The organism is Aquibium sp. ELW1220, from assembly GCF_030398385.1.
In the GTDB taxonomy this organism is placed as follows: Bacteria; Pseudomonadota; Alphaproteobacteria; order Rhizobiales; family Rhizobiaceae; genus Aquibium.
Genome location: NZ_JAOAOQ010000004.1, coordinates 1 through 12,378, shown reverse-complemented (window position 1 = coordinate 12,378; position 12,378 = coordinate 1). Strand labels below are relative to the sequence as shown.

Sequence of the window (12,378 nt, the reverse complement as noted above, 5' to 3'; positions counted from 1 at the left end):
ATGCAGCTCGAATATGTCGGCGCCTTCCAGATCGTCCTCGGCGTCCTGTTTCGCTTCTGGCCGGTCTGGCTGGCGCTGGGCATCGTGCTGGCGCTCAGCATCACCTACAAGAAGCGGCTCGGTCTCTATGGCCAGCTCTTCGACACCAATGTCGGCATAGCCGGCGTCGTGATCTGCCTGTTCTGGCTGTTCACCGCCATCTTCTCGGGCACGATCGCGCCCTTCGATCCGCTGGCCCAGAACGTGGTCATGAAGGACGCGCTGCCCGGCGCGATGACGCCCGACGGCGGCGTCTACCTGTTCGGCGGCGACAAGCTCGCGCGCGACATCTTCTCGCGCATGGTGTTCGGCAGCCGCATCGTGCTGATCATCGCGCCAGCCGCCACGGCCTTCGCGCTGATGGTGGGCATCACGCTCGGCCTGCCGGCCGGCTATTTCGGCGGGCGGATCGATTCGGTCCTGTCCTTCCTCGCAAACCTCGTGCTCGCCTTCCCGGTGATCCTCTTGTTCTATCTCCTGGTGACGCCGGGCATCATGGACACGCCGATCCCCTATGCGATGGCCGGCGTCTTCTTCCTGTTCCCGATCGTGTTCTTCTGCGTCCTGTTCTACACGCGCTTCAAGAACCGCACCGACCGGCTCTATCCGCAGCTCGCGGTGACGCTGGTGCTCGGCCTGTGGATCTATTTCGGGCTGGTTTTCGACGCCGATCCGCTCGGCATCATCTCGATCAGGCCCAACGAGCTCAACATCTTCGTGGCCGTCGTCTTCGCCTCGTCGCCCGGCGTCTTCCGCATCGTGCGCGGCCTGGTCATGGACATCAAGACGCGCGACTACGTCGCCGCCGCGCAGACGCGCGGCGAGACGCCCTGGTACATCATGCTGTGGGAGATCCTGCCCAATGCGCGCGGGCCGCTGATCGTCGATGCTTGCCTGCGCATCGGCTACACCACCATCCTGCTCGGTACGCTCGGCTATTTCGGCCTCGGCCTTGCGCCCGAAAGCCCGGACTGGGGCACGGCGATCAAGGATTCGAGCCGGCTGCTGCGCGCTTTCATCCATCCCGCGCTGCCGCCGGTGATCGCGCTGATGTCGTTCGTGCTGGGCCTGAACCTGCTCGCCGACGCGTTGCGCGAACAGTCGCTGAAGGATTGAGGAGGCCAGAATGTCCGCGCTTTCCGCCGCCGCCCGGCCCGCCGCCAACACCCAGCCGATCCTCGAGATCGAGAACCTGTCGATCTCCTTCTTCACCCGCGCGGGCGAAATCCCGGCGGTGATGGACTTCTCCTGCAAGGTCATGCCGGGCGAGGCGATGGGGCTCGTCGGCGAGTCGGGCTGCGGCAAGTCGACCGTGGCGCTCGGCATCATGCGCGACATGGGCAATCGCGGCCGGATCGTCGGTGGCCGGATCAAGTTCATGGGCCGCGACATGGGGGAGATGAGCGACAAGGAGCTGCGCGACATCCGCGGCAACAAGATCGCCATGATCTACCAGGAGCCGATGGCCAGCCTGAACCCGGCCATGAAGGTCGGCCAGCAGCTGATGGAAGTGCCGATCCTGCACGAGAAGGCGTCGAAAGCCGATGCCTACAAGCGCGCGCTGGAGATGCTGGCCGCGGTGCGCCTGCCCGATCCCGAGCGCATGATGGGCTCCTATCCGCACCAGCTGTCGGGCGGACAGCAGCAGCGCGTCGTCATCGCCATGGCGCTCCTGTCGAAGCCCGCGCTGCTCCTGCTCGACGAACCGACGACCGCTCTCGACGTCACGGTGGAGGCCGGCATCGTCGAGCTGGTCAAGGACCTCGGCAAGACGTTCGGCACGTCGATGCTGTTCATCTCGCACAATCTCGGCCTGATCCTCGAGACCTGCGACCGCATCACGGTCATGTACTCGGGCGAGGCGGTGGAGGAGGGCAAGGTCGGCGACGTGTTCGACCGCATGCGCCATCCCTACACGCAGGGCCTGTTCCGCTCGATCCCGCTGCCCGGCGCCGACAAGAATTCGCGGCCGCTGATCGCCATTCCGGGCCAGCTGCCGCTGCCGCACGAGCGTCCGCGCGGCTGCAATTTCGGGCCGCGCTGCCAGCACTTCGTCGAGGGACTGTGCGACGCGCGCGAGATCCCGATGTATCCGGTCAAGGGTCATCCCGAGCATCTGTCGCGCTGCGTGCGGTTCGAGGACGTCGACTGGACCGCGCTGCCGGCGGGCATCAAGCGCAACGAACCGGTCAAGCCGGGGCCGGTCGTGCTCAGGATCGACGATCTGCGAAAATACTACCGGGTCGCCGCCAGCGAGATCTTTGGCGGCGCGGAGGCACGCACGGTCAAGGCCAACGAATCCATCACCTTCGAGGCGCGCGAATCCGAGACGGTGGCGATCGTCGGCGAATCGGGCTGCGGCAAGTCGACTCTCGCCAAGGTGCTGCTCGGCCTCGAGACCGCGTCCTCCGGCAAGGTGCTGCTCGGCAATTCGGAGATCCAGGACACGCCGATCGAGAAGCGCGACGTCGACACCATCTCGTCGATCCAGATGGTGTTCCAGAACCCCTTCGATACGCTCAACCCCAGCCATTCGGTCGGCTCGCAGATCGTCCGGACGCTTGAGAAGTTCAAGGTCGGCAAGACGCAGTCGGACCGGCAGAACCGGATGCTGGAACTGCTCGACCTCGTGAAGCTGCCGCGCGCCTTCGCCACGCGCATGCCGCGCCAGCTGTCAGGCGGGCAGAAGCAGCGCATCGGCGTCGCCCGAGCCTTTGCCGGCAACGCCCGCGTGGTCGTCGCCGACGAGCCGGTCTCGGCACTCGACGTGTCGGTGCAGGCGGCGGTGACCGAGCTGCTGATGGACGTGCAGCGCCAGAACAAGACGACCATGCTGTTCATCAGCCATGATCTGTCGGTGGTGCGCTATCTCGCCGACCGCGTCGTCGTCATGTATCTCGGCTACATCGTCGAGCAGGGCACGACCGACCAGATCTTCGCGCCGCCCTACCACCCCTATACCGAGGCGTTGCTGTCGGCGATCCCGATCGCCGACACGAGCGTGGTCAAGAAGCACATCGTGCTCGACGGCGACATCCCGTCGGCGATGAACCCGCCGTCCGGCTGCCCCTTCCAGACGCGATGCCGCTGGAAGAGCCGAGTGCCCGACAATCTCTGCGAGACCAAGGTGCCGCCGCTGAAGAACCTCGGCAACGGCCACCAGAGCCTGTGCTGGCTCGACGATGCCGAACTGGCCTCGATGGAGCCGGTGATCTCGTTTGCCCAGCCCTCGCCGGCAGCGGAACCGCCGGCAGCGCAGCCCGCGGCCGCGCCGGCGATCGAACCCGCGCCCGCCGTCGCGCCCAAGGCGGCGACCATTCCCGCCGCGGCGGCGAGGACCGATGGAGAGCCCGTGGCCGCCGCGCCGACGGCGGCGCCCGCCGGCGCCGGGGCGGCCGGAACGGGCGCGCGCAAGCGTCAGGCTTCGACCCGCTCCGCCGTTCCAGGCGAGTCCTCGCCGAAGCGGCGGGGTGCGGAAGCCGGCTCCGGCCGCGAGGCCGTGAACCCGAAGGTGAAGCCCGGGACGACCGCACCCAAAGCGGCGCCATCCGCCAGCGAGACAGGCCGCGCAGAGGCCGGCGCCGACATGGCGGAACCCGCGCATCCCTACGCCGAAGCCGCACCGGCGGTCGCCCTGTCGCCGGAAGATCGCAACAGGCCGGCCGGCATCCCGCGTCCGGACCAGCCGGACGACCTGAAGCTCATCGCGGGCATCGGGCCGAAGATCGAAGCGACGCTGAACGGCCTCGGCATCTACACCTACCGGCAGATCGCCGGATGGACGGAAGCCGAGCGCGACTGGGTCGACGGCTTCCTCAAGTTCAAGGGTCGCATCGACCGCGACGACTGGGTCAGGCAGGCCGAGGCGCTGAAGACGGGCGGTGTGGAGGAGTATGTCCGCGTGTTCGGCCGCAAGCCGCGCTGAACGGCTGGACGGACGCGTCGATCAGGCGGACGGCGCCGACGCGTGGAAGACGGGCTTGGCCTTCGAAGCCCCGCTCGAGCGGGATCGGGCGGTGAACCCCGCACGCCGACACGCGCAGCGAATGCCCGCCCGAGATCAAGCGTCCGGACGCCAGGCGCACGAGATAAATGCGGGCCGCAGAATGCCGCCAGCCGATCTCGCGGATGATCGTCCCGGAGCGGGATGCTGCCGGGCAGACCGTTCGCAGCCGCTGCGCGGTGGCTCAGGAACTGACGGGATCGCTCTTCGAGCCATGGCAGCCGCCGCCGGACTGCTCCGACTGCGAGCAGTCGGCGCCGGTGCAACCGGTCGCCGAGGCGACGGAGGCCATAGACAGGGAGGAGGCCGCGAAGGCGGCGGCGAGGAGAAGGCTCTTCACGATGCGCATGCTGTGATCTCCCGGAGGTCTGGAATGACCCTGGGGAATCCTAGACGACCGTCCCTGCGGTGAAAACCGTCGAGGTGCTCGTAGCCGATCACACTTGCTTGTCCGTGCACGGGCGGGATTAAGCGACCGAACCGCTCGCTCCGCGGCGCCCCTCCGCCTCCCGTCCATTCCTCCCCGACGGGAGAGTTCGCGCGCCATTCCGTCCCTTCGTCATCCCGGGCGAAGCCGGAGCGCAGCGGAGGCGCAGACCCGGGATCCATGCCTCGGCGGATGCCGAAAGGCCGGACGGTGCAGAAGGGGGACAGCCGGGTCGGCGTCTGCGGACAGAGCCGGCGGCGCGTCCTTTCTCCTGAACCGGAATGCGGGGATGGACGGCGAGGCGCGCGGCTGCCCGTCGATGCCAGGCCCGGAAACACTCGGATGCGGCAGATTTGACGACGAGGGCGGGGACAGGCCCCGCCTCAGCTTACCCCGGGCACCGCGCGCCCGAGGCGCGCGGTCGTCACCTCGAGGTGCGAGCCCCGCCCCGCTCGCCTTTCAGGCGATCGTCGCCGGCATCGACGACGGCCGCACCACGACCTTCGAGCCGTCGCGGACGCGGCCATGCAGATCGATGATGTCGTGGTTGAGCAGGCGGATGCAGCCCGAGGATACGGCACGGCCGATGGAGTGTGCCTCCGGGTTGCCGTGGATGCGATAGAGCGTGTCCTCGCCGTTCTGGAACAGATAGAGCGCACGGGCACCCAGCGGGTTGTCGATGCCTGGATCCATGCCGCCCGCAGCGACAGAGTAGGGCGCCAGTTCCGGCTGCCGGGCCACCATGTCGTCCGGCGCCTTCCAGCGCGGCCAGCGCCGCTTGTACTGGACGACGGCGTCGCCCGCCCAGGAGAAGCCCTGCCGGCCGACGCCGATGCCGTAGCGCATGGCGGATCCGTCCGCCTGGACCAGGTGAAGATAGAAGGCGTTCGGATCGACGATCAGGGTACCCGGCGCCTGTTCCGGGAACGGGTTCTCGACCTGCTGGCGCCAGTATTGCGGCGGCACCACGCCGCGGGGCACCGCGGGGATGGGAAAGGGCTCGTCGGCGATCGGGCCGTAGAAGAACGGCATTTCCGGGGGAGGGGGTGGAACGGCCGGAGCGATGGGGCTGGTGCGGCCCCCGATGCTGGTGCAGCCGGAGACGAAAGCGGCGGAGGCCGCGCCCATGAAAGCGCGTCGGGTGAACATAGGGAATTCCTTGGATTGCTGATCGGTGATTCGGCGAAGGCCGCAGGGGCGATCAGCAGGATCGGGGTGGCCCGACGAGGCAGCCGGGCGAAATGCCCGCCATCGTGGGAGAGGCGCGTTCGAAGCTGTCCGTGACCGCGGTGGCGGTCGCAAGCACCACCGTCACCGGCAGGCCGATATCGGCGCCGCAGGACAGTGACGGCACGGCGCCCCTCAGGCACCGTTTGCCGGCCACGGCCGTGGCGCCGGTCGCTCCCGGCACCGTGGCGACCGTCTGCCCCGACGGTTGGGCTGACGGATGGAACGCCGACGTCCGGGGGCCGGCCAGCAGGCCGGTCGGAAGCAGCGCGAGCGCGATGACGAAGACGAGAAGGCGAAACATCATGATCACGCCAAACCACTGAAATGCGGAAATTTGACGTCGGCCGTGTGGCCAAACCCGCTTATTGGCACCGCTGCAGCTGTGCGGAGTAGCTTTGTGCAACGGCTTCGGTCTCGCGGGCATAGCGCTGGATGGCTGCATTGCCGCGCCACGAGCCGCTGCGGTAGCCACCCCAGCCCGAGTAGTAGGCCAGGTAGAGATTGTAGGCGTCGTTGCGGGCGATGCCGAGCGTGTCGGCGGATTTGGCGTGAAACCAGCCGACGAAGTCGACGGCGTCGCCGAAGCTCGTCCGGCGCGCCGAGAGGTTTCCCGTTTCGGCCTTGTACTGCGCCCACGTTCCGTCGAGCGCCTGCGAGTAGCCATAGGCTGTCGACTGGTGCTTCCAGGGGATGACGCCGAGCAGCTTCGTGCGCGGCGGGCGCGCATTGTGGCGGAAGCCGGACTCCTTGCGCACCGTGGCCATCAGGATCGCCACCGGAACGCCGTGCTTGCGCTCGGCCGCGCGTGCCTCGTGCTCCCAGTTGGTCAGCCAGCCGTCGTTCTGGTCGAAGACGGCGCACACATTGTTGATCTGGCGCGGCGGAGACGCGCAGGCGGTGAGCCCGATCGACAGCGGCACTCCGACGAGGATGATTTTACTCAAACGCAACGCGAACATGCGCCATGATTAGCGCGAAAGGGTTGAGCGAATCTTGAGAACGCCGTTAACCGGCTCCCGCTGCGCGGCGGCCGATCGCGACATTCCCGCCGGGAAACGGCGCGGATGCGGCGATGCCGGCCCCGGACGACGCTTTTCCGACAGCCAGCCGGGCGCGGACCGGCTCTGATACCCGCCATGACAGCCGGAACCCGCCGCCGCCGATCGCCGGAGCGACACGCCGCCAGAGGGGAGGCGCGGATTCCGCAGCTTACGCGGCGCAGCGTGCGCAATCCCTATCCTCCGATGCAGCTCCTCTCCGACGATCAGGTCGAGGCGATCCACGACGCCTCGATGCGCATCCTGGAGGAGATGGGCATCGAGCTGATGAGCCCGCGCGGGCTCGACCTGTTTCGCCGCGCGGGCGCCGATGTCGACGCCGCCACAGGCGCGGTGCGTCTCGACCGCGGCCTTGTCGCCGAGGCGCTGAAGTCCGCGCCGGCCTTTGTGACCCTGACGCCGCGCAACCCGCAAGACACCGTCGTCATCGGCGGCGACCGCATCAACTTCACGCTCGTTGCCGGGCCGCCCAACGTTCACGACCGGGAGCGCGGCCGCCGGCCGGGCAATCTCGCCGACTACGCCGACCTCGTGCGGCTGGCACAGCATTTCGACTGCATCACCATGCTGGGCAACCAGGTCTGCGCGCCGGTGGAACTGCCTGCCAATACCAGACACCTCGACACCTACCTGACCAACCTGGCGCTGACGGACAAGGCCTTCCACGTCTCCGCGATCGGGCGGGGCAGGGCGCTCGACGGGATCGAGATGATGGCCATCGCGCGCGGGCTCGGGCTCGAGCAGATGGCAGAGGATCCTGGCCTGACCACGATCATCTCGGTCAACTCGCCACGCCGTTTCGACGGCGAAATGGCCGACGGGCTCATCACCATGAGCGAGCACGGCCAGGCCGTCTGCGTCACGCCCTTCACGCTGATGGGCGCGATGAGCCCGGTGACGCTGGCGGGCGCACTTGCGCAGCAGAACGCCGAGGCGCTGTTCGGCATCGTCCTGGCGCAGCTCGTGCGGCCCGGCACGCCTGCGATCTACGGCGCCTTCACCTCGAACGTCGACATGCGCTCGGGCGCACCGGCCTTCGGAACGCCGGAGAATACGAAGGCCAACATCGCCTCCGGCCAGCTCGCACGGCGATATCGTCTGCCCTACCGCTCGACGCCGGGCTCCGCCTCCAATGCCGCCGATGCGCAGGGCGCTTGGGAGACGATGATGGCGCTGTGGGGGGCGGTGCTCGGCCACGGCAACCTGATCTACCACGCCGCCGGCTGGCAGGAGGGCGGCCTGACGGCCTCTTTCGAGAAGCTCGTCATCGACGTCGAGATGATCCAGCACATGATCGCCTTCCTCGAGCCGATCCGCGTCGATGCAGGCGAACTCGCGCTCGATGCGCTGGCGCGGGTGCCGACCGGCGGCCACTTCTTCGGCGATCCGCACACGCTGGAGCGCTATTCGACCGCCTTCTACCAGCCGATCCTGTCGAACTGGCAGAACTTCGAGGCCTGGCAGGAGGCCGGCAGCCTCGACGCCACCGCCCGCGCCACCGGGGTCTGGAAGAAGGCGCTCGCAGAATACGAGCAGCCGCCGCTCGACCCTGCGATCCGCGAGGCGCTCGACGCCTACGTCGCCCGCCGCCGCGAGGAGATCGGCGCCGGCGACCCCTGAGCCATGGCGCTGCGCGCCGTCGCAGGACGAACGCCGAGCCTGGAACCGCCGATCTCCCCCACGAGGGGCCCACGAGAGGGATATCACGCGCGCGTGCCGCCTGCGCCAATCGACGTCGTCCAAAGGCAAGCACCAAGCGTGGAATTGCCGATCTCCTCCCTCAAGGGGGAGATGTCCGGCAGGACAGAGGGGGCCGCCGTAGGGCTCGACCTCGGACTCTGGATCCACACCGCTCGCGATGATCGGAAGCCTCGAAACCTCACCGGCCGCGCCCCGCGGCAGATTGCAGACGCAGTCCGCCTGCCTTCCGATCCGGCCCGTTCCGCGTGGCGGCGAGGATGTCCATCCCGCCCGCCCGCCCGGCCGCGTCCCGCCTGAACTCTAAAACATGATAAATCATCTCATATTTGCAACGACTTGCCCGCCATTTTCAAAAATTGACCAATTGATAAAAAACGGAATCTGCGTTAGCGTTCCTCAAAATCAAGAATGGGGAACAGGAATGGCTACAGGCCTTTTCAAGGAAGGGATCGCCTCGGGGAGGCTCCCGGCGGCGCAGGTCGCCGACAATTTTGCCGATCTGCATCCGCGGCTCGATCGGCACGAGGCCGTGGTCGAGGCCGATCGCTGCTACTTCTGCTACGACGCGCCCTGCATGCAGGCCTGCCCGACGTCGATCGACATCCCGCTGTTCATCCGCCAGATCGCGACGGGCAATCCTCTGGGATCGGCGAAGACCATCCTCGAGCAGAACATCCTCGGCGGCATGTGCGCCCGCGTCTGTCCGACCGAGACGCTCTGCGAAGAAGTCTGCGTGCGCGAGGTCGCCGAGGGCAAGCCGGTGCAGATCGGCCGGCTGCAGCGCTATGCCACCGACGTCGCGATGGCGCAGGACAAGCAGTTCTTCCCGCGCGCTGCACCCACCGGCAAGAAGGTCGCGGTCGTCGGCGCCGGGCCGGCGGGCCTCGCCTGCGCCCACCGACTGGCCGTGAAGGGCCACGACGTCACCATCTACGAGGCGAAGCCGAAGTCCGGCGGCCTCAACGAATACGGCATCGCCGCCTACAAGGCGGTCGACGGCTTCGCCCAGGCTGAGGTCGATTACATCCTGGCCGTCGGCGGCATTACGGTGAAGAACGGGCAGGCGATGGGCCGCGACTTCACGCTCTCCTCGCTCGCCGAGACCTATGACGCCGTGTTCCTCGGCATGGGCCTTGCCGGCGTCAACGCGCTCGGCGGGGAGGGCGAGGAGGCGTCGGGCGTCTCGAACGCGGTCGACTTCATCGCCGAGCTGCGCCAGGCGAGCGACCTGACCTCGCTGCCGGTTGGCCGGCGCGTGGTGGTGCTCGGCGGCGGCATGACCGCCGTCGACGCCGCCGTGCAGGCCAAGCTGCTGGGCGCCGAGGAGGTGACTATCTGCTACCGTCGCGGCAAGGAGAGCATGAACGCCTCGACCTACGAGCAGGATCTCGCCGCCGCCAACGGCGTCACCATCCGCCACTGGATGCAGCCGAAGCGCATCGTCGGCGTCAACGGCGCGACCGTCGGGATCGAACTCGAATACACGACCGTCGCGGACGGCAGGCTCGTCGGCACCGGCGAAACCGTGACGCTCGCCGCCGACCAGGTGTTCAAGGCGATCGGCCAGTCTTTCGATGCCGCGCCGCTGAACGGTTCGGGGCCGAAGATCGCGCTGGAGCGCGGCCGCATCAAGGTCGACGCGGACGGCCGTACCTCGATGGGCAAGGTCTGGGCCGGCGGCGACTGCGTGGCCGACGCCCGCGAAGACCTGACGGTCGCCGCGGTGGCCGCGGGGAGAGATGCGGCGGAGAGCATGCACCGGGTGCTGGTCACAGCCTAGCGCTGGTTCAATGCACAGTCCTCACGCAGGGAGGCAGAACGCCGTGATGTCGGATTGGAGCCCAGGAAGCCAGTCAGCCGGACACCGGGTCGTCCCGGCGTCGGAGGTGCCCTTCCATGGGGCGCCCGCTTCAGAGCTTCGACACGAATTCTTCGGTGGTGAAGCCGGATTTCTTCACGATCTCCTGAAGGGTCCCCTTCGGCAAGGGTCTGCTGCCGTGAACCGGCACGCTGATCGCCCGCACGGGCGGACCCTCGTGCCGCAAGATATGATGGCTGCCCCGAATGCGGTCGAGTGTGAATCCGAGTCTGATCAGCGCACGGATGGCTTCCTGCCCGGAAATCGTCGGCAGGTTCTTCGGAGACATGGCCTAGGCGGCGATGGTCAGGTGGTCGATACGTGTCTCGACGTCTTGCGGGATGTCCCAGCCCTCGTCCCTGTAGAAGTCGAGGATGGCCTCGATTGCCTCCCGGGCGTTGGCCATGGCTTCCATGTAGGTTTCCCCATACGTCACGACTTCCGGCAGCGCGGGCACCTGCACCGTGTACCCACCCTCCGGTTCCGGGCGAAGGTGAATCGTGAAGCGTCTTTCCGTCGTCATGATGGGGCCTCTGTCCCAAGACTTTCATCGCGCCCGATACTAATCGCACGCCCTTAGATTTTAAAGCCGGGAGAACCAGCCATGGCAGACCTTTCCAGCACCTTCGTCGGCATCAAGTCCCCCAACCCGTTCTGGCTGGCCTCGGCGCCGCCGACCGACAAGGCCTACAATGTCGAGCGCGCCTTCAAGGCGGGCTGGGGCGGCGTGGTCTGGAAGACGCTCGGCGAGGAGGGCCCGCCCGTCGTCAACGTCAACGGCCCGCGCTACGGCGCGATCTGGGGGGCTGACCGGCGCCTGCTCGGCCTGAACAACATCGAGCTCATCACCGACCGCGATCTCTACGTGAACCTGCGCGAGATCAAGCAGGTCAAGAAGAACTGGCCCGACCGGGCGCTGGTGGTCTCGCTGATGGTGCCCTGCGTGGAGGAGGCCTGGAAGGCGATCCTGCCGCTGGTCGAGGAGACCGAGGCCGACGGCATCGAGCTCAATTTCGGCTGCCCGCACGGCATGTCCGAGCGCGGCATGGGGGCCGCGGTCGGCCAGGTGCCGGAATATGTCGAGATGGTCGTGCGCTGGTGCAAGGCCAACACGCGCATGCCGGTGATCACCAAGCTCACCCCCAACATCTCCGATATCCGCAAGCCCGCACGCGCGGCCCATGCCGGCGGCACCGACGCGGTGTCGCTGATCAACACCATCAACTCCATCACCGGCGTTAATCTCGACACGTTTTCGCCGGAGCCGATGATCGACGGCAAGGGCACGCATGGCGGCTATTGCGGACCGGCGGTGAAGCCGATCGCCATGAACATGGTGGCCGAGATCGCCCGAGATCCGGAGACAGCCGGCCTGCCGATCTCCGGCATCGGCGGCATCACCACCTGGCGCGACGCGGCCGAGTTCATGGCGCTCGGCGCTGGCAACGTGCAGGTCTGCACGGCGGCCATGACCTACGGCTTCAAGGTCGTGCAGGAGATGATCGCCGGCCTCGAAGCCTGGATGGACGCCAAGGGCCATCGCACGCTTTCCGATGTCGTCGGTCGCGCCACGCCCAACGTCACCGACTGGCAGTACCTCAACCTCAACTACGTCGCCAAGGCGAAGATCAACCAGGATCTCTGCATCAAGTGCGGCCGCTGCCACATCGCCTGCGAGGACACCTCGCACCAGGCCATCACGGCGCTGGTCGACGGCGCGCGGCATTTCGAGGTGATGGAGGAGGAATGCGTCGGCTGCAATCTCTGCGTCAACGTCTGCCCGGTCGAGAACTGCATCACCATGGAGCCGCTCGCCGCCGGCGCGCTCGACAAGCGCACGGGCGAAGTGGTGAAGCCGGTCTATGCCAACTGGACGACGCATCCGAACAACCCCTCGGCGCAGGTGGCGGCGGAGTAGGGGCGGACGGGACGCCCATCCTCCAACCCCACGAAGTGGGGGGGACTCCCCACCGTTTAGCAAGAGGTTTTCTGGGTTGCCCGGGAGGGGTCGAAGGAGGTTCCGGTTTTCAGCATGGCGCAGGCGACGTTGAGGAGGCGGTCG

General features: G+C 67.5%; 10 protein-coding genes and 1 pseudogene. 5 read left to right on the top strand and 6 right to left on the bottom strand.

Translation table 11 applies throughout. The features are described 5' to 3' along the window. Together N1F91_RS04720 and N1F91_RS04715 are read left to right on the top strand one after the other, a co-directional pair. A complete protein-coding gene (locus N1F91_RS04720) occupies positions 1 to 1,155 on the top strand; it encodes an ABC transporter permease (protein WP_289990592.1) in 1,155 nt (384 codons plus the stop codon). A gap of 10 nt (positions 1,156 to 1,165) precedes the next feature. Beyond that, positions 1,166 to 3,259, top strand: a pseudogene (locus N1F91_RS04715) (ABC transporter ATP-binding protein); the annotation flags it as partial. 967 nt (positions 3,260 to 4,226) lie between these two features. On the opposite strand, the gene N1F91_RS04710 reads toward N1F91_RS04715, so the two are convergent. The 4 genes from N1F91_RS04710 to N1F91_RS04695 form a co-directional block, all read right to left on the bottom strand. Next, on the bottom strand, positions 4,227 to 4,391 hold the full coding sequence (locus N1F91_RS04710; RefSeq protein WP_289990591.1) for a hypothetical protein: 165 nt from the start codon (positions 4,389 to 4,391) through the stop codon (positions 4,227 to 4,229). Between the two features lie 537 nt (positions 4,392 to 4,928). Next, positions 4,929 to 5,618 carry a L,D-transpeptidase gene (locus N1F91_RS04705; RefSeq protein ID WP_289990590.1) on the bottom strand — a complete coding sequence of 230 codons (690 nt, stop codon included), beginning with the start codon at positions 5,616 to 5,618 and terminating at the stop codon, positions 4,929 to 4,931. Between the two features lie 52 nt (positions 5,619 to 5,670). Beyond that, positions 5,671 to 6,003, bottom strand: a complete 333-nt coding sequence (locus N1F91_RS04700) for a hypothetical protein (protein WP_289990589.1) — start codon at positions 6,001 to 6,003, stop codon at positions 5,671 to 5,673. A gap of 58 nt (positions 6,004 to 6,061) precedes the next feature. Next, positions 6,062 to 6,643: a hypothetical protein gene (locus N1F91_RS04695; protein ID WP_289990837.1), complete on the bottom strand. Its 582-nt coding sequence runs from the start codon at positions 6,641 to 6,643 to the stop codon at positions 6,062 to 6,064. A gap of 192 nt (positions 6,644 to 6,835) precedes the next feature. Here N1F91_RS04695 and N1F91_RS04690 point away from each other — a divergent pair, with 192 nt between their 5' ends. Together N1F91_RS04690 and N1F91_RS04685 are read left to right on the top strand one after the other, a co-directional pair. Next, positions 6,836 to 8,377: a trimethylamine methyltransferase family protein gene (locus N1F91_RS04690; protein ID WP_289990588.1), complete on the top strand. Its 1,542-nt coding sequence runs from the start codon at positions 6,836 to 6,838 to the stop codon at positions 8,375 to 8,377. 502 nt (positions 8,378 to 8,879) lie between these two features. Next, entirely contained in the window at positions 8,880 to 10,238 is a 1,359-nt protein-coding gene (locus N1F91_RS04685) for an NAD(P)-dependent oxidoreductase (protein WP_289990586.1), read from the top strand. Between the two features lie 130 nt (positions 10,239 to 10,368). On the opposite strand, the gene N1F91_RS04680 is transcribed toward N1F91_RS04685, so the two are convergent. Beyond that, the gene (locus N1F91_RS04680; RefSeq protein WP_289990584.1) at positions 10,369 to 10,605 is read right to left on the bottom strand and encodes a type II toxin-antitoxin system HicA family toxin; all 237 of its coding nucleotides are present in this window, start codon (positions 10,603 to 10,605) and stop codon (positions 10,369 to 10,371) included. Between the two features lie 3 nt (positions 10,606 to 10,608). Continuing rightward, entirely contained in the window at positions 10,609 to 10,839 is a 231-nt protein-coding gene (locus N1F91_RS04675; protein ID WP_289990583.1) for a type II toxin-antitoxin system HicB family antitoxin, read from the bottom strand. Positions 10,840 to 10,920: 81 nt separating this feature from the next. Here N1F91_RS04675 and preA point away from each other — a divergent pair, with 81 nt between their 5' ends. After that, positions 10,921 to 12,234, top strand: a complete 1,314-nt coding sequence (gene preA, locus N1F91_RS04670) for an NAD-dependent dihydropyrimidine dehydrogenase subunit PreA (protein WP_289990582.1) — start codon at positions 10,921 to 10,923, stop codon at positions 12,232 to 12,234. The last annotated feature ends 144 nt before the right edge of the window (positions 12,235 to 12,378 follow it).